Below are 26115 nucleotides of genomic sequence, written 5' to 3' on the forward strand. Positions count from 1 at the left end.
ATTTTAGGATCCATTCAACTTTGGATTATTTGAGTCCTAGAGAATATAAATTACATAACCTTAAAAAAGTTGTCTAGTTTACTGTTGACAATCCAAGCTTTAACTAGAGGAAGTGGCGAATTAAGTAATTATTCGCTCGAAGATTTGTTTTTATGTGCTAAAAATATTGGTAAACTAACAGAGTTTGACTTAATGTGTATACTCAAGCAGGTTAGCTGCTTTACTAGAAGTGATAATATTTTCATAAATGCCTATCCTCAAACATTAGAAAGCTTAATCACTGATTACGAGACTATAGATGCGATATAAAAGCAAAAGCCTGCAGGAGAAATAGTTTTTGAAATAATTGAGGTAGAGAACTTAAACGGTCGCTTTAATGCTTTCGGTAGAACAGTAGATGCTTTAAAAGAAATTGGATTTAAGATTGCTATAGATGATGTAGCTTAGCAAATTAATGTAGGGATATTGTCCTGATATTTTCACATTAAAATAGGTGGCATTATAAAGTAATCCTACTGCAAAGTGCAAAAACATTTTCACTTTACAGTAGGATTATTTATTGTAAAATATTTTGCATAGGAGAGTGATCTTGTATGCAGATAATATTTACAGTAGTAGACGGTCTAGAGGAATACATCAGAAAAGGGAAAGAGTACCCTTTTCCTGTGCCACCAGTTAGAAGGTGCCATAACAGTAGCTGTAATAGAGTTGTACAGTTCAAGAAGCATGGTTTCTATCAAAGGCATTCTGTTACTAGTATTTACAAAGACAAAATCTTCATCAGGCGGTACATCTGCCCCCTCTGTGGGCATACTTTATCCTACTTACCTAGCTTCTGTATACCAAGGTTTATTCATAGCTTGAAGGATATTTTGCTTTACACAAAAAAAGCGTTCACTAGCGGCGGGACATTGAAGGATTGCTTAGATGCGCTAAATAGTATAAATGAGGGGCTGAATATCCCAAGGCAGCTTGTTTATCATTACAAGAAAAGGTTTATGCAAAATCTAAGCTTAATCCAAAATGGGTTGCGTCAATTGAGTCCAGAGCTAAAGTTACCATGCAATTCTATAGAAAAAAAAGAAAGAGCAAGAGAGCTATTGGTAATAATGGATAACCTTGACCGGGTAGATTCCTTCTCACAAAAATTTTATGAGATAACCAATAAAACGCTCTTTACTCTTTGCAATCAATTATAGCATTAAAAAAAGCAGATTTTAAGACTTAGCAGCAAAAAATTCTTCCAACACTTCATTTTCCTAGGCTTTGGCTAAATTAATTGGTAATATTATCTTGTAGCCTGACCGGTCACGGCTTCCTAGTTTAATTAAAAGGGAGGCCACGCAAATGCTTGATGAAAACACTAGAAATTCCATAGCCTTAAAGAGATTTTCATTAATCAGCCCTGTTTTAAATGGTCAAGTATCAAACAATAAGGCATATTACTCTACAGTTACCGAAAAGCCCATAGATATGCCCTATTATGGCTCTAGAAAGTATTCTCCTAAAACTTTAGAATCCTGGTACTGTGATTATATGCGCGGTGGGATTGATGCATTAAAGCCTAATTCTCGGGGTGATAAGGGAGGCAGCCGTAGAATTGATGAAGAGCTTGGAGAAAAGATACTTGCTAAAAAAAATATGTACCCAAAGGCCCCAAAAACCGTCCTCTATGAGATGTTAATAAAGGATGGGGTGATAGATCCTGGCAAGGTATCTCTGACTACTTTATACAGATACCTAAAGGCAGAGCATTTAAAGAACCCTTCAGCTTCAGGTGAAGAAGAAAAGGAAATGAAGCGATTTTCCCATGAGTATATCAATCAGCTTTGGCAGACAGATGTGATGTATGGCCCATATATTAAAGATGGCAAGAAGAGAAGACAAACATATCTCTTTGCTTACATAGATGATGCTAGTAGACTGGTTACTCATGCTCAATTTTATTTCTCTCAAAACTTTGAGTCTTTAAGAGATTCTTTTAAGCAAGCCTTGCTAAAAAGGGGTTTTCCTACTTTAGTTTATACTGACAATGGGAAAATTTATCGATCCCAACAGTTTGAGTTTGTTTGTGCTAGTCTAGGGTGTAGCTTGATTCACTCTAAGCCCCATGAGCCTAATGGTCGCGGTAAAATAGAGAGATTCTTCTTAACAGTAAGAAAAAGGTTTTTAAGCACATTAGATTTCGATAGCGTAAAAGATATCGATGCCTTAAACAAGCAATTTTTTAAATGGCTAGATGAGGATTATCTCAAAAAGCCCCATAGCTCCCTTAATGGCTTAAGTCCCCTAGATTTTTTTATGAGCCAAGTAGATAGAATTAAGATATGTAGTGATCCTAAAGAACTTACTGAAAAGTTCTTGCTTAGAAAAAGAAGAAAGATCAGTCATGATGGGACATTTACAATTGACAACACCCTTTATGAAACTAAAGCCAAATTTGCTGGTATGAATATGGAGATAAGGTATGAGCCCACATGGCTTGAGACACCTTTTATGCCAGTATATATATATTCTGATGATAAAAAAGTGGGTGAAGCACAACAGGTTAATTTTCACGATAATGCTCATATGAAACGAAAGGGTAGACCTCCTTCTAATTCTGCTGACAAGGATTTTGACATTACCACGGTTTCCTTAGACGATACACCCACAGAGCAGACCATATCTTTTACTCAAATAATGGAGGAGGAGAGCTAAATGTTTACTCAATTCTTTGGATTAAAGTACAACCCTTTTGGTAAAGAGTTTGACATTAGTGATACTTATGAGAGCAATGATATTAAAGAATTCAAATCAAGATTTAAATACATCCAGTCATCCCGAGGAATATTTCTGCTAATGGGAGAGCCTGGAACAGGTAAGTCTACTGCTTTGAGAAATGTTACTGCTGGATTAAACCCAGGCCTCTACAAGCCCTGCTATTTCACTTTATCTACCGTCACGGTAATGGATTTTTACCGAGGGCTTTTGATGGCTCTAGGTGAAATTCCTGCCAACAGAAAGGTTACCATGTTTCATCAAATCCAGCAGGCTATCAGCTCACTGTACTATGATGACCAAAAAATCACTCCTGTGATTATGCTAGATGAAATTCAGCTAGTCTCTAATGGGATTTTAGAAGATATCAGACTTCTATTCAGCTTTAAAATGGATTCAGAAAACCCTTTTGTTCTCATTTTAGCAGGGCAGCCCCAGATTAGAAACAAGTTAGGTTTATCTGTCAACTCTCCTCTTAAACAAAGGATCAGCATAAAGCACATAATGCAGGGCCTAAAAAAAGACGAGATTGAAGACTATCTAGCAACTAGGCTTAAAGTAGCTGGTGCTTTAGAGAATATCTTCACTCCAGCTGCAGCCGAGGCTATATATTCAGTATCTAAAGGGATACCTCGTTTAGTCAATAATCTAGCCACAGCAAGCCTCATGTATGCCTATTCAAAACGCCAAGAAAGTATTGATGAGGAAACTGTTTATCAAGGGCAAAGAGACCTTGATATTTAAGGAGTGGAACAAAAATGGTCCAAAAGCAGACAGAAAAGACCAAATCTAGTCCCCTTAGAAACCCGACTACCGTCAAATTGCTAGCTAAAGAACTCATTCTAGCCAGCGATGCTTACATAGCAAAACAGATGGATGAAATTGAATACCGAGAGCTTATTGTTTATTATGCTACATATCACGGCAAGAAGCTTTTTGCCCCAAATGGTAATTTGAATCCTACAGTCAAAGACCGCATCGGCAGGAAACGATGCGGTCTAGTGGAAGTAATCCTAAAAGGCTTCCAGATTACCATTACTTAGAGCAGGATTTCCTGCTCTTTTTACATTTGCCTAGATAATATCATACGAATAAATTGGATACAAACCATAATTTGTAAGATGAAATACTGATAATCCTACTGTAAATTGAAAATGTCAAATTATTTTTCTGGCTTAATTTGAAAAAATGACTTAAGTATCGTTATTTCTACCTATTTTAATTTGCAAATCTCTCAAGTGATAATCAGGTTTTAATCTAATTGTACGTACTCTGTAAAAAGGAAGGGTATTTTAAAAGATTCTCCAATAGAAGAGAGATATGGAATTTAGTGCTAAGTTCAGGATTTCAGCCTCCTTAGGATAGCTATTATCCACAGTAGTGGAATCATTAAAGTTAAAGAAGATATAAAATACAACTCATTTATAAACGTAAATTGTTTTAATTGCTCTAAATTTTCTGGGACCATGCTCATGCCTACTGCAATAACAGCTAATGGTAATACTAAGGGCTTGTACTCCTTTAAGTTAAACCACTGGGCAAGCCCCACTACTCCTGGATAAAAGAAGATAGTAACTTTCATAAAAGCTGCGGGAATCCAAATTATTGTGAGAATACCCTCGAACCCTCTAAGAAAATCACCAACTAATATTAATCTGGATAATGAAAAAAGAGCAAAGGTTGAATCCAAAACCCTCTCAGGGCCAAGGACACCCACCGTAACGATCACAACTAAAGTTAACAATACCCCTGCTATTGAAATACCTATGATGGTAGCCCTATTACCTTTTTGAATTTCAATTAGACATGGTAGCCATAGTGCCATAAAGAGGACTGCTTCTCCAGCAAAAGCTATTTGCATAGGTACAGTCTTCAAGACTGGAGTGATGCCATTTTCTAAAAAGGGTTTTAGATTATTAGCATCAAAGAAACTTTGCGAGCTAAATAGAACAAACAATATACCGAAAACAACATAAGGCACAAAAAACTGACACACACGCGCAAATACTTCAAGACCAGCCTTTACCACATAAGCAACAAGAAATATTAAAAGGATATTAAAGGCAATGGGAGGGGTTTCTGGCATTAAAAGCAACATTACTTCATTATATTCCCTAATAAGTGAGGAGGATAAAAGGAAAAAAGAAACTATGTAGATTAAGCCTATGGTTTTACCTAGTACAGTTCCAAGTATATCCGGTAAGTACTGGACTAAAGTTTTATTCGGAAATCTTTGTCCGAGCCTCACCAAGCATAATCCTATCAAAATGCCAATGGTATACCCTATGGGAATTGATAGCCAGCCGTCCCTGCCTGCACTTTCAACAACTATTGAGGGGACTCCTAAGAATATTGTGCCGATAGCGGCTGCAGTAATAAAAATAGTTGCTTGACCGCCAGAAAGTTGTTCCTGATTAAACATATTTGTCACTCCTAGAATCAACACTATACTGTCAAATATAAAGCTAGAGCTAAACCACTTATGAGAAGTGCAGAAAATACTGCCAGTTCTCCCCATAGCTTTTTCTTAAATAACCTTGGTGCTTCTAGTAAAGCAATCAAGAGACCTACTACAAGAATTCCTACTATCATAATCATGTGCAATAACCGTCCTTTAATTAGGTGTTATAGGAGTCCTAGTGATCCCGCTTCGCCTAAGCTTGGCGTTAACCTCAATATTTACATCCATCTGGCTGAATACTTCTTCCCAATTATCTTCAATTTCTCTCCACTGAGTGGGGTAATTGCGATATATTGCATCTCCGAAGCCAAATATATCAGTTTTGTACTCCTTCTGAGCTTTTTCCAAAGCAGCTTTTATTTCATTTTCAATTACTGCTTCAGTTCTTTTCTCTAGAGAAGTCCATCTTTGCTCTTCTGTTAGGTTTACTCTGCTTTGCTGTTCTCCTAGGGTTCCCTCCATATCAACCATAACTGTAATTGAAAAGTCCCCGTCTTTAAATTCTGGAGTAATGGTACCGCCAGCTCGAATAATTTCTATGCTTACTTTTTCCTGGGGATTAAGAGGTGAACTGGCCACAATAATTCCTTGTACCACCTCACCTAAAATCCAGTTAAGTCCTCTAGTCTCAGGCTTGTCAAAAAAGCCAACTAGCTTATCTTCTCGAAATACGGCTGCTCCTGTAACACGAAGCTTCTTGTTTGTTTGTTCACCTTCACCATTTTGCTCAGTTTCCTCGTTCCCTTCACTCTCAGTGCTCTCAAACAATTCAATCCTGGTAGCAACTGGGGAAGTACTTTTGTTGGCTAACATCCCTGTCAAATCAAAAAGAGTCACACTTACTGTTGTACCGATGGCATCTTTACCCATGGCTAAGTCGCGTATTGCATTAGCAGGTACAATTTCTAGTTGGTGAGTAGCGTTTAAGACATCTACGGCCTCACCCTCAGCTATCAACACCTGCTGATTAAGTCTCAATTCATGGTCTCTTGCGAAAAAATCCAGAAGGGGTAATATTCCTTCTCGTGCTACCTCTTCTCCGATAACTATTATTTCGTTATATTGAAAAAAAAGCTTTCTGCCTGATTGCATTCCAAAATTGCGGACTGCATCAAAGAGTGTTTCGCCAGTGCTGGTAGTAACCCAAACTGCATTGTCAGTAGCCTCTCCTCCAATACCGGCAGCAGGAATACCTTTCTTTATAGGTTGTAGTACCTGAATAGTTACTTTTACTGTCCCGTCTTCTCCTTTATCTATGCCAGTTCCCATAACTAAGGCCCGTTCACTGAGTTCAACTTTATTCCAGCAGCCAGTTATAAATATAAAGGTTATTAGCAGAACGCAAATGATATGCTTTTTTTTGTTCATGATAGTAATCACCCTTTGTCAGCTTCAATCTTTTGAGGGATCTGGTCTTTGCCCTCTCTTCTCCCGCTTGCGGTGCTCTGTCCCTATTAAATGGGGGCGACTTGTCATAATCCACCAGGGAACCCTAATGAATAAGTCCTTCCACTCTGCGATAAAGAAGGGCGCTATAGGAAATATATAAGGAACCCCATAGGAGCGCAAGGAAGCCATGTGAATGATTACTCCTATAAATACAATTACCAAGCCTGGTAAACCCATAACAGCACCAACTGCTACAAATAAGACCCTAATTAAAGTAATAGAATCGAGCTGAGCTGGGATAACAAAGCTTGCAATAGCTGTCAGAGCAGTTACAATAACCACAGGAGCCCCTACAATACCCGCGCTAATGGCTGCCTCGCCTAGAATAAGGGCCCCTACAATACTAACTGCTTGGCCAACGGCCCTAGGCATTCGGACCCCAGCCTCCCTAAGGACCTCAAAGGCAAATCCCATCACAATAATTTCTACATACACAGGAAAAGGGATTCCCTCAGAGGCAACAGTTAATGAAATAGCTAATTCTGTAGGCAAAAGTTCAGGGTGATAGGGTACTATGGCAACATATATCCCTGGAAATAGAATAGTTATTAGTAGAGCCATCAGTCTTACTATCCTGATAAAGCTAGTAAAGTAAGGCCTTGAGTAATAGTCCTCGCTGGCCATCAAACTCTCTACAAAGATATTGGGTACAGAAAGAACAGTGGGTGTTCCATCCACAAAGATGGCCACTCTCCCTTCTAGGATTTTTGCGGCTAAGGTATCAGGTTTTTCTGTATTTCCTATAGTAGGGAATGGAGAGAAAGGGGCATCTTCAATAAACTCTTCTATGTAACCAGACTCCAAGATTGCATCTATCTCTATTCTCTCTAGTCTTTCTTTGACTTCGCCCACCACTTTTTCATTAGCAATCCCCTTCATGTAAGCAATACAAACTTTAGTTTTGGTTCGCTGTCCTAGGGTTAGTTGTTCTAGCTTTAAATCTGAGTTCTTTATTTTTCTTCTTAAGAGGGAAGTATTGACCTGAAGTGTTTCGGTAAAGCTCTCTTTTGGGCCTCTGATAACAGTTTCTAATTCGGGTTTATCAACACTTCGAGCTTCAAAACCCTTGTTATCAATAAGCAACACTTTATTAGTTATAGAAAGGAACAAGGCGGTCTCGCCAGAGACTATCCCATCTACTACCTCTTCCATGGTATCTACTTCCTTAATATCAGCAAAGGCAAGTACTGATTTTTTTATATAGTCAAAGCTATATGAAGTTTCAGGTTTTATCTTCCTAGTATGGAGCATCAAGGGATTAAGGATGTTATCATTTATAAGGTTTTCCTGAACTAAGCCGTCAACAAAGACAATAAAGGCACTTACCTTTTGATCCTCCCCAATAACAAAATCCCTGATGACCACATCATAATTATCGGAAAAAATCGTCTTTATCATTGCAAGGTTATTATTGATATTTCTTGAAATTCTTTTCTGCTCAGCAACCTGAGAGGGTAGATCTGCATTAATCTCATCAGAGTTATCATTAAGTAATTTAAAAAAGTTAAGCTTTCTAAATAGGTTGCCAATCATTTTTGCCTCCAGTAATTGTTAAATATTTAACCAGATATATCAATACATAATAATTTTTCCCTAAAAGATTTAAACTATGTATGTTTTGCAAATATCGAAATATGCTTAAAAGAATCTGGAAATCTAGAAGGGAAAATGACGAAAAGATAAGTGTTAGTGGTAGATGATAAAAAATTAAATTTAGATATAATTAAAAGGTATTTAATAGAAGTGGGTTACGATACTGTTTGTGTAACTAGTGGATCAGGGACATTGAGATTAATTGAAACAGATCCATTACAGTTTAGTGTGGTTCTCTTGAGGCCTAATTTTCCACTCAGACAGGGGCTCGCAATACGCTGCCTATGACTATCAGGACAAATTAAAGGAAAATGGTATAAGGCAGAGTATGAGCGCTAAAGGAGACTGTTATGATAATGCCCCTATGGAATCATTTTTTACTACATTGAAGAAAGAATTAGTCGACTAATACAGCGTAATTCTAAGATAAAGCACGTAAAAGACAATTATTCGTGTCCAGATGAGCTATACCACTCCAATAGTTAGCTGCAAGTCTTGAGGAGACTTGCAGCTCGGTTATTTTTTGCCTGCCTGTCAGTATTATTCAGTGTTCTCTTAATCTACTATTATATCATCCACTTCAATACTATTATAATCAGCTTTTTCTATGCATTGTGCACAGTTATCGCAAATTTTTTGTGAGTTAAGATCACACATATCGCATTCATAGCAATTATCACAAGTCTTTTTTTCATTTAAAACACATAATCTACTCAAAATAGACACTCCTTAAAATTTATTTCAAATTTATTATACTATTTGTGGTAAAGTTTTTTAAGGAGTTTTTGGGATAACCCCTCCTATAGTAGTATTAACAAACACTACTGTATTTAACGTCCTCAGGTCCCCGCAAAAAATACTGCTATTAAAATAAATTACTTGTTGCTATAATGGTGAAATGGTTATAAATTAATCGGATTTCTAACAAGAAAGCGAAAAAGAGACACTAGGTCTCTTTTCAAATTAAAGACACCATATTTGTGGTGTCTTTAATATTTCTATTTCTTGGAAAGAACATCAAGTTCTTTTTTATAGATCTCCAACATTTCTGCAATAGTTTCCTCTTTAAGTTGACCTACAAGAGACGGAGTTTCAAAGAAACGCTTAGGGAAACGAAGATCATCTAATCTAAAACCTAATCTAGTCCTGATTTTATGCTTGAGCAGATATATCTCTTCACCTAAATTCAATAATTCTTTTTCCGTGGTTTCTATCTGAACAGAGCCTAAAGCCTCTATTACTGTATCCATATCATATATACCTCGAGCAAAAAGACAGATACAAAGGGAAGTAAGCACATTTCTAATCTTTTCTTCAGCCATAAGTTCTTTAACCATTTTTTCTGGATTTTGATCAAGATTTTTTTGATCAATAGAATAACCGGCATTATCTAAATGGGAGTGACGGGCACCAATAGATTGACCGAAGACATGAGCATGGCCAGTGTGGTAGCCTGCCATTTCATTTTTGCCCATGGTCATGGCAAAATCAAGTCCTCCGTATTTTTGGGCTACAGCTTCTGTTCCTTTAGCTAACAGCTTATAAAAGCTATTAGGCTGGTGCACTATGTTTTCAAGAACTTTCACATACCCTTTAGTATCATTGAAAGCTACTCTAGTCTTTAAATCATCTTCGGTAATAAAGCCTTTTTTGAATGCTTCAGTCACCCATCCTAAAGCGACCCCAGCAGTAATAGCATCCATTCCCAGCTCTTCTACTAAATCAATAAGTTGGTAAACCTTATTAATTTCAGTTATTCCCAAGTAAGAGCCTAAGGCAAAGATTAACTCAAAGTCATAGGAAAGGCTTTTGAATTTATACTCATAATTTGAACCAAACTCTTCCCTGAAAAGACCTAAATGAATACAGCCAATAGGACATCCTGAACAAGCTATTTGTCGAAGTAGAGTTTTTTCAGCAAAAGATTCTCCACTAATATTTTCAGCTGCTTCAAAGGTTCCCTTTTGCATATTTTCTGTGGGCAAAGCGTTTAAGGCATTTAAAGGTAAAACATTAATTGCCGTGCCTAAGCCATGATACTTATCCATAATTTCCGTATTGACAACTTTTTGGTAAATTTGTTCGTAAACCTTTCTATACCCTTTAATATCTTGAATTTCTTCACCTTTATCACCAAAAATTACTACTGCCTTTAAGTTTTTAGAGCCAAAAACAGCTCCCATACCCAAGCGACCAAAATGACGATAAGTATCAACATTCACATTAGCAAAGGTTACTAGGTTTTCTCCAGCGGGGCCAATTCTAATACAGCTTCGATGGCCTCTACCGGGTACTAGGCGCCTGAGAATAGTACCAGTTTCGCCTGCATCTAATCCCCAAATAGCTGAAGCATCCTTAAACTGTACTCCGCGGGGCCCGATTACCAGGTAAGTTGGTCTCTTTGCTTTTCCTCGGATGATAATAGCATTAATTCCTGCACCACGCATTGCCAAGCCCAAGCGCATCCCGGCGTGACTTTCTCCATATCCCCCTGTTAAAGGTGAGCGAAATACGGCGACCACTTTAGTAACAACAGGAAAAATAGTGTTTAAAGGACCATTAGCCAAGATAACAGGTTGTTCTGGGTCTAGGGGATCGAGCTCATGATTTAGCTGTTCCGAGTAGAGCTTTACAGCTAATGCTGTCCCTCCTAAATAGCGGTTTAAATCTGTTCTTTTAATTACCTCTATTTTTTCATTTGTAAGGTCGATATCCAAAACTTTAATAGTTTGCCTCATAGTTTCTCACCTCCATTGCCAATACTTCATGGGGACAGAATTTAACACAGCTTCCGCATTGAATACAAACTAAGGGTAGATTTTTTTCTTCATCAAAATTAATCACACTTATGATACAAGCATCTACGCAATCTCTGCATCCAACGCATTTTTTTGCATTAAAGCGAACTCCGCCACCCTTTCTAGATACAAGAGCACCACAATTACAGGCCAAGGCACAAGGCGCGTTATCACAGCCCCTACATATTTCAGCAATAAATCTTGACTGAAATCCCCCGGCAGTTTTTATTTGTAACGCTGCCTTGCTAGGTGAAAAACTTTGCTTTACTGTACGGGCACAGGCAAGCATGCAAGAATAGCATCCTATGCATTTATTCATGTCTGAAACTTTTAAAATTTTTGCCATGGTTCTCCCCCTTCCTTAATCTTTTAAGTTCAAGTGTCTTAATAAAATTATAACATATTAACAAGAAAACATATTGTATTATTACAAGCTTTTATTATGAAAATATTGAAGAAAAATCGCGATTGATTTAATCATAATAAATTAGTACAATGAAGATAAATATTGTTATGAGGAGAGGAAAAAATGGATTTAACTGTTGAACAAAAAACTGCTTTAAAGGGACAAGGGTATATTGTTAATAAGGGAGATAAGAGCTTTTCATGTAGGGTAGTAGTTCCAGCGGGCAAGCTTAAATGTGACCAGGCAAAAAAAATAGCTGAAGTAAGTGAGAAATATGGTGCAGGAAGCTTTTATTTAACTCAAAGGTTGAATGTTGAAATTCCAGGGGTGGCCTATGAAAATATAGAAACGCTTACTAAAGAGTTAGCAGATGTAGGGCTAACTATTGGCTCAGCCGGTAAAAAATTAAAGCCGATCCACTCTTGCAAGGGAGCTGTATGCAAACTATCCTTGTATGATACAGATGAACTAGCAATTAAATTAAATGAAAAGTTTTATGTTGATAACACAAAGTTACCTGCCAAATTACGAATAACACTTGCTGGGTGTTTCAATAACTGTTCTAGCCCACAGATTTCGTGTATTGGTGTTCAAGGAAAGAAAAAAGATAAGTTTACTGTCTTAATCGGAGGAAGCGGGGGGCGAAACCAGAGTAGTATCGGCAAGGAGTTAAGTGGAATTTTTACGGAAGATGAAGTAATAATTATTTTAGAAAAGGCAATTAATTTTTACAAAGATAATGCTCTTGAGGGTGAGCGGTTTGCAACCGTAATAGACCGTATTGGATTTAATATAGTTGAAAAAGCATTACTTCCCTAGGCGATAAGTCTAGGGTTTTTTGCTTCTAATTTTAAGAAGCTTTGTTTAATCAGGGTTATAAAATAGTTGCCTCCTGGCAACTATTTTATTTTGTAAGGTTATTTATAAAATCTGCTATGAAAAATTGATATACAATTATACCAAAGTAAAAACCCAACAAATATACCCAGGCACTTTTATTACCCGATGAAGCCATAATGTGCTGACGAAAAGGACATCCATTAGCTAGGGTAGATAAAAAACCTATTGATAAGCCACCTATAATAGTTAAAATGGCTACATTAGTTATTATAGTGTCCCCGATTTTTACACCTCGGGGCTCTTTTATCAGACCTGAAATTGATTCTAAGGGTAGATCGCATACAGCATATGTCTCTCCAGTTTCTCTGGCATAATCTGCAAGAGAAATATATTCCCTAGGGATCTCTCTTTCATACCAAGGGTAATTGTCAAAATTAGCTCCTAAGAGGTTTAATAGCATAAACATTAAAATTGCGGTTACTAAAAAACCTATAAAACCTTTGAGTAAAAAAGTATCTCTGACTAATATGTAGTCTCTAATCCCGCCGATAAAACACATGCGGGATCTTTGCCCCATATACCCAATTATAACACCAATTGCTAAACTCACTATTACTGCTATCATGATTTTTCTGCCCTCCATTTCAAGGCAAATGTCCCTAAAATTACTCCTATTACTAGAGCTATCACACCAGCTAAAGCAATAAAATCGCCGTAGGCGGTTCTCAATAAAAGTCTCATAGGACAAGCTAAAACCACCAGCCCACTTATCATTACTAACATACCTGTGATAAATGAAGTAAACTTATTCTCTATCCACTTAAAGTTTAATTCTTTATTTGTATAAGCAGCTACAAAAGCACCTATAACCACACCTATTACGGTTAGTAAAGGAAAATTTTTTGAAACTTGGGTTATAGGGAAATTTGTTGAAAATAAAAAATTAGATAACCAATTTATTAGATCCCTTCCATGGCAAATGACACAAATACCGTAAGCTGGGGGCGGATTTAGGGAAAGGAATCCCTGGGCAAAAACAGCAAGAAAGGCTGCAATACAACCTGTAATTAATGCAGTTATACGCATATTTTAACCACCTCATTTAATTAAAGAGAAGGACTTCAATTTTATCTTAAAGTCCTTCTCAAGTATAATATTTAACGCAGTTCTTGGATGACAGGTATTAGATCATCTAATCCCAGTTCCCTTAATTTTTCCTCGGTTGGATAACTAGTCTCTAAATCCCATCCACGGTCAGTGTAATAGTCATCTAAATGCTTTTCCTGCTCTTCCGGTGTTATAGTTGCACCTGCATGGGGTCCATAAGTAATAGGTGTATGATATCTATTAGGAACATAATCATCTTCTCTCTTGAACCCTTCCCTAGCATTAAATACTTTTTCTAAGTTCCAAGTTCTCTCTGCAACCTGTAAGAATTCCTCGCGGGAATAATTCCAACCTGTAATAGCATTAAACGCTTTAAGTAAAGGATCAGAACCGATGCCATAGTATACAAATCTACAAATTACTAAGATGTCGCACATACACCTTTCATGTTGTATTAAAACATTAGGGCCAACCTGATGGCAAGCACCCCTAGTTGAAGTACCATAAACTATAGCAAAACCTTGGTTTACTCTAATACCCCAGGCAGCTATCTCTTGACCTTTAATCTGCATTGCATATTCTTCTGCACCATTTCCAATTTCCTTAGCAGCTCTTAATGTTCCTTGGGCCAAAAGGGCTCCAATACCTTCTTTGCGAGCTATCATCTTTTGAAGTTCAATGGCGCCATCTGCATTTCCCCAGTTAAGCTCAATGCCACCTAAGTCTTCTTTAGTAAGTAGTCCATTTTCATAGCACTCCATAGCAAAACCTACCACACTACCAGCAGATATGCTATCTAATCCCATCTCGTCAGCTGTCTGAATGCTTTTCATCATACCGCCAAAATCTCTTATATAGCAGTTAGAGCCATGCATTGTGCCTGTCTCATACTCAGGGCCCTCTGCAATTGTGCCTTTATATTTCCCACTGGGAACAACTCCATGCTTCATACAGCGGATAGGGCAGAGATAACAGGAAGAGTGTCTGGTCCAAAACTTGGTATCTGCTACCACATTACCCACTTCATTATGGTATTCGTAAGTAGCTTCATGGGCATTTTTAGTAGTTTGTGTGCCTCTTTCTGAAGATGCGGATAACATTACAGCGGTTCCCCAACGCCTCCATTGTTCATAGCCGCTCCAATTTTTTATTTCATTAAAAAGCATATCTTTTGCATTTTTTACATCTGTAAAATCATTAACAGGAACAACTTTAGTTCCTCGAACTACAACTGCTTTTAAATTCTTACTACCCATGACACAGCCCATACCAGAACGACCGGCAGCTCTATTTACTTCAGTCATTATTGAAGCATATAAAACTTCATTTTCCCCAGCAGGTCCTATATACATGTGTTTAAATTCTGGTCCATATTCATCTCGAAGTATTTTATCAGTTTCATTACAATCTTTACCCCAAAGATGACTGGCATCCTTAATTTCAACGTGGTCGTCATCTATAACTACATAAACTGGTTTATCAGCTTTACCTGTGAAAATAACGCCATCATAGCCTGCCATTTTCAACTCGGGTGCAAATAAACCTCCTGCACAAGACCATGCAACAGTGGAAGCTTTTTCATAAGGGGAGTTTAAAGGTTTAGTATAAGGAGATTTTGCGCAGACTGTAATTCTTGAAGGGCCTGGGATAGGTGCTCCATTACTAGGGCCAAGTAAGAACATTAGTGGATTTTCAGGGTTTAGTGCATCAAAGCCTGGAGGTTTATCCTTTAATCGTTCCCACAATAACTTTGCCCCTAAGCCTCTACCACCAACGAACTGTTTAACGTATTGCATATGTGTGTCAGTATTGTTAAATTCACCTGTACTTAAATCAATCTCTAGCATTTTTTCAAAGTAACCACTTGCCATATATTATACACCTCCTTAAGATTTTGAAAATTCTTCTGCTTCTTTACTGCCTCGGTACATACTTTTCACAACTCTTTTAGCTATTTCCTTTGGTTCAGCCGCCCAGTATTGTCCGTCCAAATATATGGGAACTACATACAAGCAATCTTCTGGACAAGCTTCAACACATTTAGGATACTCTCCGTCACATAATCCACATAAACCTACAGCTGTATCATTTTCTTTGCTACGACGTAGTACATTGGCCCTATCTTTGCAAGCATCTATACAAAGCGTACAGTTTTCAACACAGTTTTCTTCATTTATCAATATTGCTCCCGTTGTTTCGTCCCGTTTCATAGCATTTAATTCGTCAGGACAGGCTTCGAGGCATGGTGCGTCATTACATCCAGCACATATAGCTGGAATATCAACCATTGGATTGTATTTGTATACTTTGATTCTGGACTTATCCAAATCAGGAACGCCATTATTATGATGCATCGCACATTCTACTTCACATATTCTACATCCAACACACTTGTCGTAATCGACAGAAATGTAGCTTGGCTCAGTAATTTTTTTAGGATCTCCTGAAGGCTTAGTTGTTCCCGTTCCATTAGTCTTGTTTTCGCCACAGCCAGATAAGGCAAGAGCACTTCCTGCAGCAGCAGTCCCAATCATAAAGGTTCTCCTGGTTAAAAACATATACCTTAGATCTTTATCCTTAGATATGTTTTCGTCCTTTTTGTCTTTAGACATATTAACTCCCCCTCCACATTAATTTTCTTTGTCAATTGAATTTGCTTCAGACTTCAAATCGTCTATAGGCTTCACCACCTCTTTCTCTATTTCGTTTGTGCTTTTTTTAAATTCGCGAATAGTTTTGCCTAAAGCAGAACCAACTTCGGGCAACTTCGTAGGTCCGAATATTATTAGAGCTAGTACTAAAACAACAATTAATTCTGGAACACCTAAACCAAACATACACATCACTCCTTAATTAATATTTATTTTTCATAAGATTTTCTAGAACTTTTTTTAAAATATTCATAACTGGAAAGACAGCATCATAAATTGAAATTAGACAGCTAGTTCAAATAAATTAACGGTTTAATAAAAAGTACATTTGTGAAAATATACGCATGTCTTTACTAAAATATACATGTGGAAGGAGGTTTCTGTAATGAATTCATCGAGGAGACAGTTTTTAGGGGTGCTAGGTTTTACTATAGGAACGTCAGCCCTCTTTACTACAGTAGGTTTTGTACCACCTTCCAAAAAACTAATTCGTCCACCTGGAGCAATTAATGAGAGAGAATTTTTATCTAAGTGTATTCTCTGTCATCAATGCATTGATATATGTCCGGAAGGTTCGCTAAGAGCAGCTCATATTAACGAAGGCATCATACATTCTGGAACACCTGTGATTTATAAAACGTGTACAGTTTGTTTAGATTGCATTAAAACCTGTCCCACAGGAGCATTGGATAGCTCTACCACAGAAGATAGTGCTAAAATGGGTACCGCAGTTGTGTACGAACCATGTACTGGTTGTAACGTTTGCATACATGTTTGCAAATTTAATGCTATTACTGCTATTGATGGTGAGGCTTCTGTAGATATTGATATTGATAAATGCAATGGATGCTATGCTTGTGTGGAGGTTTGCCCTATAAAAGGGGCAATAGAAGTAATCCCTTGCGAAGAACGATATAGAGGAGAGGTGTAATAGATGATCTATTTGGACAATGCAGCAACCTCATGGCCTAAACCACCTCAAGTTATGAACGCCATGCAAAACTATTTTTATAAGGTTGGCGGAAGTCCTGGGCGCTCTGGTCATTTTTTATCAGTAGAAGCAGGAAAAATTGTTTTTGAAGCCCGAGAATTATTAGCAGAACTATTTAATGCTCCAGATCCTCAGCGAATAGTGTTTACTAAGAATGCAACAGAGGGCTTAAACTTTGTTCTGCTCACATTACTTAAGCCAGGAGATCATATTATAACTACCAGTATGGAGCATAACTCTGTAATGAGACCTTTACGGTATTTGGAACGCAAAGGTATTGAGGTAACTGTAGTTCAGTGTGATGGAGAAGGACGAGTAAGTCTTGATGATTTAAAAAAAAGTATCAAAGCCCATACCAAAATGATTGTTGTTAATCATGCATCAAATATTGTAGGTACAGTTCAACCAGTAGATAAAATAGGAAAAATAGCAAAAGAACATAAGTGCATTTTTGTAGTTGACTGTGCTCAGACAGCCGGAAGTATAAATATAGATTTAGCTAAGATGAATATAGACATAGTAGCATTTACTGGACATAAAGGGCTTTTAGGACCTCAGGGCACAGGAGGGTTATGCTTAAACTCTAACATAGATTTACCGCCTCTTTTGTATGGTGGAACCGGTAGTAACTCAGAAACTGAAACACAGCCTATACATATGCCAGATAAATTAGAAAGCGGAACACTAAACACCATTGGTATAGCTGGGTTAAGTGCTGGGGTTAAATTCATTTTAAACACAGGGATTTCTAAAATTGAAAGCTATGATCAGCAAATAACTCAATACTTCATTGATGAGATATTAAAGTATCCAGAATTAGAGCTTTACGGTCCTAGAGAAGCAATTGAGAAAACGGGTGTAATAAGCGTAAATCTTAAAGGAGTTGTATGCTCAGAAGTAGGGACTATTTTAGACCGGTTTTTTAATATAATGACTCGGACAGGATTGCATTGTGCACCAACAGCTCATAAAACTATAGGTACCTTTAGTCAGGGAGGAACAATAAGATTTGGGTTGGGATATTTTAACACAGAAAAAGAGGTTAAAAAGACTATTGACGCATTGGAAGAAATTATAGAAAAGAATATTGCAGGTGATTAAGAATGAATAGTAACCAAGTTGGAGTAGTTACCTTTTACTCATCTTATCATGCTGTTCAAGCTGAAAAAGTTTTAAAAACAAAAGGATTTGACGTTAAAAGCATACCGGGACCTAAAGACATAAGTCCAAACTGTGGTGTGGCACTACAATTCAATTATGAAGAAAAAGATCTAATTGAACAGAGTTTAATAGACAAAAATGTTACATACGAGGCATTACATCTCTACCAAAAACCAAAGGAAAAAAAATCACTACTAGATAAATTTTTAGGCAAGTGAGGTGAAATACTTGGATAAAAAAATAAGCCTTGTTGAACATTTGCAGGACTTAAGAAAAAGCATTGTTATATCTATTGTTGCTCTCGTTATAGGCTGTATTATAGGTTTTACATATGCACCATTAATTTTAGAATTTCTAAAGAAGCCTTTACCTGTTCAACAAATGGCATTTTTTAATCCTGTTGAAGCATTTTTAGTTAACCTTAAAGTTGCTGTCCTTGTTGGATTTGTACTGGCATTTCCAGTTATAATTTCATCATTTGCTTGGTTTGTTGCTCCTGGACTAACTAAAAAAGAAAAAAAAATTATATCTATTCTTTCTATTACATCTGTTTTGCTTTTTATTTTTGGAGCTGTAATAGCAACTTTAGCTGCTATGCCTATTGCTTTAAAATTTTTATTTGAGTTCTCACCTGAAATAATGCAACCGTATATTTCTATTCAGTATTATTATTCATTTTTTATTACCTTCATATTAGTATTTGGGTTGAGTTTTCAGCTTCCTATTATTTTACTTGCGCTAGCATTTTTAGGTATAATTGATCACTTGTTTTTAAAAAAAAATCGAAAGTATGTGTTATTAGCTATCTTTAGCTTAAGTATTATGTTGGCACCCGGTACCGAACTTTTATCACAATTAATACTGTTTGTGCCATTATATTTGCTTTATGAGATAACAATTTTAGTTTTGAAATTTATTTCAAAAAAATCTCTTACCACGGAGGTGAACTAAATGTCATTAAATGTTACAGATGATTGTCGTGAGTTAGTTATAAATACCCTGTCTTCAGATGTCTCTAGCTTAGGACTATTAAATTATCATTTAGAAAATTTTGCAGCAGTGATTCCTACAGTTGAAAGTTTAGTAGATAGTTTAGGGGTAGAGAAAGCTATTTTATTAACAAATGAAGAAAATCAAAAAAAACTAAGAGATAATATTTCTAAAAAATTAACTTTGGAAGTTGTTGAGAAGCCAAACAGCTTTAACGCATTAGCTAGTAAAACTAAAAAATCATTAATAATTGATTTAACTACAATTTATAATAAGGCTTTTGATAAAGTACCCTTTTATATTAATGGTGCTATAAACAAACCAGGATTATATGAGACAGATAAAAAAACACCGATTTTAGAGTTAATATACGATTATGGTGGTGGTTTAAGTAAGCCTCACAATGAATTTAAAGCAATCGTATGGGGTGGGGCCTTGGGGTTAATCTTAAATAAAAAACTTATCAATAATGAAATTAGCAGAAAAGACTTGGATTTATCAGATAACGTTTATTTATCAAATACATTTATGGTTATTAACAATACTAGCTGTATTGTTAATTTAACTAGTATTTTTACTTTGTATAACTATCAAAAGCTTTCCTCTTGCTCTGGGTGTAACTTCTGCAAAACACATTTAAAACAATGTTGTGAGACTTTAGAGCGGATAGTTAAGGGGCAAGGGAATAAGGACGACACGGAAATTTTAAAAAGTTTAAGCAAGGAAAAATATAATGATGCTAAGTGCTATCAAGGTAGACAATCTCTTTTACCTTTGAGTTCTGCACTTAATAATTTTTCCCAAGAGTTCCAAGAGCATATTGAAGAGAAATACTGCCAGGCTTCAGTATGCGAAGATTTGTTTTTATCTTCTTGCTCCAATGCATGTCCTGCTAACGTGGATTTGCCGGGAACAATAGGGCTAATGCAGAAGGGGCTCTACCATGAAGCTGTTGCACTTGGCCGAGAAACCAACCCCTTCTTTTTGAGTTGTGGGCGCATTTGCGAAGAACCCCCATGTCAAAAATATTGTCAGCGGCAAACAATAGATCAACCTATAAATTCAAGGGCACTACATCGCTACGCTGGAGATAAGCTGCTTGCAGAGAACATTAAAATATCTGACGTGTTAAAGAATGCCAATTTAGTTCCAAGTTCTAGTACTAATAAAAATATTGCTGTAGTTGGAGCTGGGCCAGCGGGATTAACAGCTGCGTATTTTTTGGCCAGATACGGACATAAGGTTACTGTCTATGAGAAATTAAAGGTAGCTGGCGGAATGATGCGAGTAGGAATTCCTGATTATAGGCTTCCTGTGAATATTTTAGAAGGTGAAATAAACCATATTTTATCATTAGGTGTAGAAGTCGTTTATGGTAAAGAACTAGGTAAGGATATTACATTACAAGAATTATCACATAAATACGCTGCTGTATATTTAGCTATTGGAGCTCACGCAAGTAAAACCATGGGGCTTAGAGGTGAAGATTTGCCTGGAGTAATGTCCGGTATTGAATTTTTAGCGAAATTAAACCAAGATCAAGAAGTTAATCTTGGGAAAAAAGTAATAGTTGTTGGAGGTGGAAATGTTGCAATAGACGCGGCCCGTTGCGCATTGCGCCAAGGTGCAGAAGATATCAAGATTGTTTACCGAAGAAGTTTAGATGATATGCCCGCTGCTTTAGAAGAAATTGAGGCTGCGCAAGCAGAGAAGATTGAAATACTACCCATGACAAATCCTGTTGAAGTAATGGGAAATGAGAAAATAGAAAAAGTTGTGCTCCAAAAAATGAAACCTGGGAAATATGACGCTTCTGGGAGGAAAAAGCCGACTAAGACAGAGGAATTTATAGAATTAGAAGTAGACAATTTGATTATCGCTGTAGGACAGAACATGAATACTGATGATTTAACAGGATCAGGAATTGAAACAAAGTGGGATAACATTATTGTAGACCCTAAAACCTTTGTTACTTCTGTAGAGGGAGTTTTTGCAGGTGGGGATTGTGTGTCAGGTCCTGCTACAGCTGTAGAGGCAATAGGTCACGGTGGAAGAGCTGCAGAAGCTATTCACCAATATCTCGGTTTAGAAAAAATTGAATTGCCTAGTAACCGAATGCTATTAAGTAACTATGTAGGTCCATACAGTTGTGAAAAGTCACTTTTAAATCTACCCAAACAAGTTGAAGTTGAAAAGCGGGTTAAAAGCTTTATAGAGGTTGAAAAGCCCTATAACAAAGACGAAGCAGATGCAGAAATGAAAAGGTGTATTTGTTCAGCTAAAACAGGCTTATAAAAAAGGGGGGCTTGTAATGCATCCTAAGAAAATCGTTTATATACGAATGCTTAGTCAGATATTTTTCTTTATCTTTTTAGTGCTTTTTGTAGTTGGAACTATTTGTGCTTTTACACTTGGTGACAAACAGGTTTTCACATGCACTGTAGGTATGTTACAAATCACTATTGGCTCACAAACGCTAATTTGGAGTGTTATTATTTCAGGTTTGTCTTTAATTGTCTTAACTATAATTTTAGGTAGAGTTTTTTGTAGTTGGGTATGTCCTTTTGGTTCATTGCTAGATTTTTTCCAAGGGCTTCTAAAAAAGGTGCAAAAGAAAAAGAGAGTTGCGCATGTAAATCAATTAAATACTAAGAACATTTTTGAAAGAAGGCAAAATAAATATGGGGTTCTTGCTGGTATTATGATTGCAGCAGGAATTGTAAAATCTCCAGTGTTTTGTACAGTATGCCCAATTGGTGGAACATGTCGCGCAGCTGGCATTCAACAAGCTAGATTTGGCTTAGAAACAGCAATTATACCCCTTATTGCAGGATTGGAGGTTTTTAAAAAGCGCTTTTGGTGTAGGTACCTCTGTCCTGTAGGTGCTCTTGTTGCGTTAACTGACAGAGTTAGTTTTTTGAAAATCAAATTGCCTGCAGATACATGTATAAACTGTGGGCGGTGTAACGAAGTGTGTAGCATGGATGTTAATCCCCTTAGCTCTACGCGCAATGCTTTGAAAAAGGATGCCTTAGTTTTAGAAGAGTTGATGGCTAATGGGACACCTGATATTTTAGATCGTCCCGTACCTTATGAAGCCTTATCAGATGAAGTGAAAAACAAATTATCTTCAGTAAGGAATAATTACGCTGTTGCTAAAGGGGAGTGCACTAGATGTTATGAATGCGTATCTGCTTGTCCGGTATTAAATTGTGGGAATAACAATATTGCCACACCATCAGATAAGTCTGTGCCTGCATAATAGTAGATAGGAGGTACCTGAATGTCGTCTACTTCGAATCATGTAAATTTCATTACAGAATTGCTTCAAGATATTAGAAAAAGTTTTTTTCTAATAATAATGATTTTTATTATTGGTACAATTGGCGGTTACTATTACTCCCCAACTATTATGCATTTTCTGTTTAGGGGAGTAGATATAATAATTTTTATCAGCCCTACTGAAGGATTTATAACAACTTTAAAGATTTCTTTAATTGTTGGTGGAATTTTATCAGTACCTTTTGTTACTTTCACAATATTAAATTTTTTAAAAAAGAGATTTGTTAATGCACAGTTTACATCTCCAATTGTACTAACTGTAATATGCTATATTTTGTTTTTAGTAGGGGGATTTTTTGCAATAGTGTTAACTCTTCCTATAAGCATACAATTTTTGCTAGGCTTTGGTACTGAGGACCTTCAACCAATGCTTTCAGCAGGTCGATATGTTTCATTTGCTTCTATTTTAACTTTTGCCTTCGGAATTACATTTCAGATGCCAGTTTTTATTAATGTGTTAAGCAAAGCAGGACTATTAACGAGCACTACATTAAAAGAGAAGCGAAAATATATTTTCTTGTTAATGTTCGTGATTGGTGGACTTATTTCACCACCAGATATAATATCACAGTTTTTACTAGCAATTCCTTTGGTGATATTATATGAAATCAGTGTATTTATAGCCTCAGCAAGAGAAAAGAAAAGAAAAAAAGTTTCTGAAGATCTAGATGAGAATAAGTATGACAAGGGATATGATAAAGAAATAGTTGATGATTTAATGGATGAGTTTACTGGGGTAAAAAAGAATAATAAGAATTGAAAAAGTGAAGTTAAAATCACCCAAAAAACCTGCGGGTGATTTTAACTTTTGCCTGTATAAAGCTTGATACTGGTGGTAAGCTAAGAGATAGTTTGATATTAAAAAATTACAGTGGTTTTAATGATGAGGAGGGATATAGTGGAATTAATTGAGGTTATAGAGAAATCATTACATGGGTTAAAATTTCTATTTTGGGCGCTTGCTACTCATCTCTTTCATTATAGACAAAATTTTTATCATTGGAGTCTATGGGTACCAGTGATAAGCCTTTATATCTTAACTGTAAATCTCTGGTTTGCTGAATTTATTGGGACTGATTTGTTGGTATCGTCACTATTAGTAGTATTGATAGTTGTTATAGCTACTCACTTATGGGGTGCGTATCTCCATTTGGTTGGAGTTGGTAATCGGGTAGGTGGTCAAAACATAAACAACCATTTGGTAGGCCCTCCTGTAATTCTCCCTTTAATAGTTACCACTGTTGCCACACTAGATCTATTGAGAATACTCCAAGGGGGGCTTCCATAATGGAGAAAAAAACTCACTACCCAGACTTTGATGTTCTGTCTTTGAAAGAGGAATGGGATGATAATACCAGGGAGGTAGTTCTTAAAAGATTAGGTCCTTTTCCAGCAAAGAATTTTTTATCAGAGGATGAAGAAAAATTGTTAAGGGTTATATGTAGCCATATGGTTTATGATAACCGGGATGATATATTTGACTGGGTTCTTTACTTTATTGATCAGAGACTACATAGTGAGATTGGTGAAAGTCACAGAAAGCCCAATATGCCTGCTGAAAAGAACTTAATAAGATTAGGTTTACAAGCTATTAACAAAGTAACACAAATAAAAAATGGAAAAAGTTTTATTAATATAGATGTAAAAGAACAATTTCAAATATTGGCTTCTTTGCAATTGGGAAAAGTGTTCAATATGCCTGAGTGGAAAACAGTGCCTCAGAAAGACTTATTTAAAAAATTACAGGAACTAATTGTTGGAGCTTACTACTCCCATCCTATAATTTGGTCAGAAATAGGTTATGGGGGTCCAGCTTATCCTAGAGGTTACTATAGGCTAGAACTAGGTTGGGCAGACCCTTGGGAGCCAAAAATGGGAGAACCAAAAAGTCAGGGCTTCCATAAGGAGGCAAGAAAAGATGGAAAATAGAGATCCAATAAAGCACAACTGTGATCATTATGATAATCATCGCTATAATGATATGAACAATAGAAAATATGGGGATAAAGAAGTTGATGTTTGTATTGTTGGTGTAGGAGCTGCCGGCGGGGTTTTAGCTTATGAGCTGAGCAAAGCTGGCTTAGATGTGGTTGGTATTGAGGCAGGGCCCTTTTGGAATCCACAAACTGATTTTGCCAGCGATGAGCTTCATAGCTATTCATTAAGTTGGCAGGACACTAGGTTATCAACGGGAAGCGATCCCATAAAATTTGGTTCCAATAATTCTGGCCGTGGAGTGGGCGGCGGGACTGTTCACTTTACTGGGGTATTTTATCGCTTTCATGAGAGTGACTTCAGGGTAAAAACTTCTGATGGAGTTGCCGAAGACTGGCCTATATCCTATCAAGACCTGGAACCTTATTATACGAAGATTGAAAATGATATTAAGGTTTCTGGGCCAAGACACTTTCCCTGGGGGTCTTTTAATGGTCCTTATCCCTATCCTGAGAGAGAACCATTAAGTGCAAACGCCCAAATCTTTCGGGAAGGGTGTGAAGCACTTGGCATAAGGAGTACTGTAGCCCCTTTGGCCATTCTTTCAGCTCCCTTTGATGGAAGGCCTCCATGTACTAACCGTGGGTTTTGTAATGAAGGCTGTATGCCCAATGCAAAATTCAGCACCCTTGTTCAACATGTGCCCAAAGCAATAAAACAGGGAGCAGAAATCCTAACTGATTCAATGGTTACCAATATCATGGTAGGCAAAGATGGAAAGGTGACTGGTGTTGAATTTAATCATGAAGGTAATAATTATAGGCAGCTTGCAAAAGTAATAGTAGTTGCTGCATTTGGTGTTGAAACCCCAAGACTCTTGTTTAATTCTGCTTGTGCCCAACACCCTGATGGTTTAGCTAACAGCAGTGGTATGGTTGGGAAGTGTATAATGCCACACAGTGGTCATGATATCTATGCAAAACTTGATGAGGAAATTCGGTTTTATAAGGGAACCCCAGTTATGGCAGTCTCTCAAGATTTTTATGAAACAAACCCAGAGAGAGGTTTTGTCAGAGGCTATTCTCTTAATGCTCATGGCAATAGGCCATTAGCATTAGCTAAGAACTTAGCGGTTGAGGCGGGGTATTGGGGAAGAGAACTTCGTGAGGTCATGCTCGACTTTAACTTCTATGCTATGGCTACTATTGTTGGCGAGGTTTTACCCGAGGAACGTAATGCTGTTACATTAAGTAGCGAGAAGGATGAATATGGTTTGCCTAGACCTCAGATAAGCTTTAGTTATGGGGAAAACGATAATAAGCTAATAAAACATGGTGTGCAAAAAGCTAATGAAATATTAGAAGCGCGGGGAGGTAAACCAATCTTCGTTGTTCCCGACACTGGACATGTGATGGGAGGATGTCGCATGGGCGATGACCCTAGCAGGTCGGTGGTTAATGGCTTTTGTCAGAGCCACGATATACCAAATCTTTTTATTTGCGGGCCTAGTGTTTTTGTTACTTCTAGTGGCGCGAATCCCACCGAGACAGTGATGGCCATTGCAGCCAGGACAGCAGACTATCTTGCCAGTAAAATGCAAAAAGGAAAAATAGATAAGGAAATGTAAAAAA

General features: G+C 37.0%; 29 protein-coding genes and 1 pseudogene. 18 read left to right on the plus strand and 12 right to left on the minus strand.

The genetic code is table 11. From position 1 onward, the window contains the following. Positions 1-69: 69 nt before the first annotated feature. Positions 70-309: a hypothetical protein gene (locus GGQ84_RS11645; RefSeq protein WP_429162831.1), complete on the plus strand. Its 240-nt coding sequence runs from the start codon at positions 70-72 to the stop codon at positions 307-309. Positions 310-623: 314 nt separating this feature from the next. On the opposite strand, the gene GGQ84_RS11650 is transcribed toward GGQ84_RS11645, so the two are convergent. Then, positions 624-812 carry a hypothetical protein gene (locus GGQ84_RS11650; protein ID WP_429162833.1) on the minus strand — a complete coding sequence of 63 codons (189 nt, stop codon included), beginning with the start codon at positions 810-812 and terminating at the stop codon, positions 624-626. Between the two features lie 60 nt (positions 813-872). Between GGQ84_RS11650 and GGQ84_RS11655 the strand changes: the two genes are divergently transcribed. The 4 genes from GGQ84_RS11655 (at position 873) to GGQ84_RS11670 (ending at position 3803) form a co-directional block, all read left to right on the plus strand. Further along, positions 873-1199: a hypothetical protein gene (locus tag GGQ84_RS11655; protein WP_429162835.1), complete on the plus strand. Its 327-nt coding sequence runs from the start codon at positions 873-875 to the stop codon at positions 1197-1199. Between the two features lie 148 nt (positions 1200-1347). Then, a complete protein-coding gene (locus tag GGQ84_RS11660; RefSeq protein WP_429162836.1) occupies positions 1348-2700 on the plus strand; it encodes a DDE-type integrase/transposase/recombinase in 1353 nt (450 codons plus the stop codon). After that, the gene (locus GGQ84_RS11665) at positions 2701-3504 is read left to right on the plus strand and encodes an ExeA family protein (RefSeq protein WP_429162838.1); all 804 of its coding nucleotides are present in this window, start codon (positions 2701-2703) and stop codon (positions 3502-3504) included. It abuts the gene before it with no gap. A gap of 14 nt (positions 3505-3518) precedes the next feature. Continuing rightward, positions 3519-3803, plus strand: a complete 285-nt coding sequence (locus GGQ84_RS11670; protein ID WP_429162840.1) for a TIGR04540 family protein — start codon at positions 3519-3521, stop codon at positions 3801-3803. Positions 3804-4099: 296 nt separating this feature from the next. Here the strand turns inward: GGQ84_RS11670 and GGQ84_RS11675 are convergent, their stop codons facing one another. Genes GGQ84_RS11675 through GGQ84_RS11690 form a run of 4 tightly spaced genes read right to left on the minus strand, consistent with a single transcriptional unit; the run spans position 4100 to position 8203 of the window. Then, the gene (locus GGQ84_RS11675; RefSeq protein ID WP_429162842.1) at positions 4100-5182 is read right to left on the minus strand and encodes a GerAB/ArcD/ProY family transporter; all 1083 of its coding nucleotides are present in this window, start codon (positions 5180-5182) and stop codon (positions 4100-4102) included. Positions 5183-5205: 23 nt separating this feature from the next. Beyond that, entirely contained in the window at positions 5206-5358 is a 153-nt protein-coding gene (locus GGQ84_RS11680; protein WP_429162844.1) for a hypothetical protein, read from the minus strand. Between the two features lie 16 nt (positions 5359-5374). Continuing rightward, the gene (locus tag GGQ84_RS11685) at positions 5375-6589 is read right to left on the minus strand and encodes a Ger(x)C family spore germination protein (RefSeq protein WP_429162846.1); all 1215 of its coding nucleotides are present in this window, start codon (positions 6587-6589) and stop codon (positions 5375-5377) included. Positions 6590-6613: 24 nt separating this feature from the next. Further along, positions 6614-8203 (minus strand): spore germination protein, encoded by a 1590-nt coding sequence (locus GGQ84_RS11690; RefSeq protein WP_429162848.1) that lies wholly within the window; start codon positions 8201-8203, stop codon positions 6614-6616. Between the two features lie 150 nt (positions 8204-8353). Here GGQ84_RS11690 and GGQ84_RS11695 point away from each other — a divergent pair, with 150 nt between their 5' ends. Together GGQ84_RS11695 and GGQ84_RS11700 are read left to right on the plus strand one after the other, a co-directional pair. Then, positions 8354-8551 (plus strand): hypothetical protein, encoded by a 198-nt coding sequence (locus GGQ84_RS11695; protein WP_429162850.1) that lies wholly within the window; start codon positions 8354-8356, stop codon positions 8549-8551. Continuing rightward, positions 8505-8666 (plus strand): annotated as a pseudogene (locus tag GGQ84_RS11700) (DDE-type integrase/transposase/recombinase); the annotation flags it as partial. The gene GGQ84_RS11695 and the pseudogene GGQ84_RS11700, both read left to right, overlap by 47 nt. Positions 8667-9261: 595 nt before the next feature. Here GGQ84_RS11700 and GGQ84_RS11705 read toward each other — a convergent pair. Both GGQ84_RS11705 and GGQ84_RS11710 read right to left on the minus strand, forming a co-directional pair. Beyond that, positions 9262-11001: an aldehyde ferredoxin oxidoreductase family protein gene (locus tag GGQ84_RS11705; protein WP_429162851.1), complete on the minus strand. Its 1740-nt coding sequence runs from the start codon at positions 10999-11001 to the stop codon at positions 9262-9264. After that, positions 10985-11407 carry a 4Fe-4S dicluster domain-containing protein gene (locus tag GGQ84_RS11710; protein ID WP_429162853.1) on the minus strand — a complete coding sequence of 141 codons (423 nt, stop codon included), beginning with the start codon at positions 11405-11407 and terminating at the stop codon, positions 10985-10987. Before GGQ84_RS11710 ends, GGQ84_RS11705 begins: the two co-directional genes overlap by 17 nt. Before the next feature lie 183 nt (positions 11408-11590). On the opposite strand from GGQ84_RS11710, the gene GGQ84_RS11715 reads away from it, so the two are divergent. Next, positions 11591-12286 carry a sulfite reductase subunit beta (hemoprotein) gene (locus GGQ84_RS11715; protein ID WP_429162855.1) on the plus strand — a complete coding sequence of 232 codons (696 nt, stop codon included), beginning with the start codon at positions 11591-11593 and terminating at the stop codon, positions 12284-12286. An 85-nt stretch (positions 12287-12371) separates the two neighbouring features. Here the strand turns inward: GGQ84_RS11715 and GGQ84_RS11720 are convergent, their stop codons facing one another. The 5 genes from GGQ84_RS11720 to GGQ84_RS11740 all read right to left on the minus strand — a co-directional run bounded on the left by GGQ84_RS11720 (position 12372) and on the right by GGQ84_RS11740 (position 16251). Then, positions 12372-12932, minus strand: a complete 561-nt coding sequence (locus tag GGQ84_RS11720; RefSeq protein ID WP_429162857.1) for a YeeE/YedE thiosulfate transporter family protein — start codon at positions 12930-12932, stop codon at positions 12372-12374. Continuing rightward, on the minus strand, positions 12929-13393 hold the full coding sequence (locus tag GGQ84_RS11725) for a cytochrome C (protein ID WP_429162859.1): 465 nt from the start codon (positions 13391-13393) through the stop codon (positions 12929-12931). The genes GGQ84_RS11720 and GGQ84_RS11725 overlap by 4 nt, the downstream gene beginning before the upstream one ends. A 71-nt stretch (positions 13394-13464) precedes the next feature. Then, a complete protein-coding gene (locus tag GGQ84_RS11730) occupies positions 13465-15285 on the minus strand; it encodes an aldehyde ferredoxin oxidoreductase family protein (RefSeq protein WP_429162861.1) in 1821 nt (606 codons plus the stop codon). 15 nt (positions 15286-15300) lie between these two features. Then, positions 15301-16026, minus strand: coding sequence for a 4Fe-4S dicluster domain-containing protein (locus GGQ84_RS11735; protein WP_429162863.1), 726 nt, complete (start codon positions 16024-16026; stop codon positions 15301-15303). A gap of 18 nt (positions 16027-16044) precedes the next feature. After that, positions 16045-16251: a TatA/E family twin arginine-targeting protein translocase gene (locus GGQ84_RS11740; protein ID WP_429162865.1), complete on the minus strand. Its 207-nt coding sequence runs from the start codon at positions 16249-16251 to the stop codon at positions 16045-16047. A 199-nt stretch (positions 16252-16450) separates the two neighbouring features. Between GGQ84_RS11740 and GGQ84_RS11745 the strand changes: the two genes are divergently transcribed. The 10 genes from GGQ84_RS11745 (at position 16451) to GGQ84_RS11790 (ending at position 26111) form a co-directional block, all read left to right on the plus strand. Further along, positions 16451-16996 (plus strand): 4Fe-4S binding protein, encoded by a 546-nt coding sequence (locus tag GGQ84_RS11745; RefSeq protein ID WP_429162867.1) that lies wholly within the window; start codon positions 16451-16453, stop codon positions 16994-16996. Positions 16997-16999: 3 nt separating this feature from the next. Next, complete coding sequence (locus GGQ84_RS11750; protein WP_429162869.1) at positions 17000-18157, plus strand: aminotransferase class V-fold PLP-dependent enzyme; 1158 nt, start codon at positions 17000-17002, stop codon at positions 18155-18157. A 2-nt stretch (positions 18158-18159) separates the two neighbouring features. Further along, on the plus strand, positions 18160-18435 hold the full coding sequence (locus tag GGQ84_RS11755; protein WP_429162870.1) for a putative Se/S carrier protein: 276 nt from the start codon (positions 18160-18162) through the stop codon (positions 18433-18435). Positions 18436-18445: 10 nt separating this feature from the next. Continuing rightward, the gene (tatC, locus tag GGQ84_RS11760; RefSeq protein WP_429162871.1) at positions 18446-19168 is read left to right on the plus strand and encodes a twin-arginine translocase subunit TatC; all 723 of its coding nucleotides are present in this window, start codon (positions 18446-18448) and stop codon (positions 19166-19168) included. Further along, positions 19169-21502: an FAD-dependent oxidoreductase gene (locus GGQ84_RS11765; RefSeq protein WP_429162873.1), complete on the plus strand. Its 2334-nt coding sequence runs from the start codon at positions 19169-19171 to the stop codon at positions 21500-21502. It begins immediately after the preceding gene. A gap of 16 nt (positions 21503-21518) precedes the next feature. Next, a complete protein-coding gene (locus tag GGQ84_RS11770) occupies positions 21519-22469 on the plus strand; it encodes a 4Fe-4S binding protein (RefSeq protein WP_429162875.1) in 951 nt (316 codons plus the stop codon). A gap of 21 nt (positions 22470-22490) precedes the next feature. Then, a complete protein-coding gene (gene tatC / locus GGQ84_RS11775) occupies positions 22491-23309 on the plus strand; it encodes a twin-arginine translocase subunit TatC (RefSeq protein WP_429162877.1) in 819 nt (272 codons plus the stop codon). A 138-nt stretch (positions 23310-23447) separates the two neighbouring features. Continuing rightward, a complete protein-coding gene (locus GGQ84_RS11780) occupies positions 23448-23837 on the plus strand; it encodes a hypothetical protein (protein ID WP_429162878.1) in 390 nt (129 codons plus the stop codon). Next, a complete protein-coding gene (locus GGQ84_RS11785; protein WP_429162880.1) occupies positions 23837-24478 on the plus strand; it encodes a gluconate 2-dehydrogenase subunit 3 family protein in 642 nt (213 codons plus the stop codon). Before GGQ84_RS11780 ends, GGQ84_RS11785 begins: the two co-directional genes overlap by 1 nt. A 52-nt stretch (positions 24479-24530) precedes the next feature. Continuing rightward, positions 24531-26111 (plus strand): GMC family oxidoreductase, encoded by a 1581-nt coding sequence (locus GGQ84_RS11790; protein ID WP_429162893.1) that lies wholly within the window; start codon positions 24531-24533, stop codon positions 26109-26111. The last annotated feature ends 4 nt before the right edge of the window (positions 26112-26115 follow it).

Origin of the sequence: Desulfitispora alkaliphila (assembly GCF_050433185.1) — a bacterium.
Taxonomy (GTDB): domain Bacteria; phylum Bacillota; class Desulfitisporia; order Desulfitisporales; family Desulfitisporaceae; genus Desulfitispora; species Desulfitispora alkaliphila.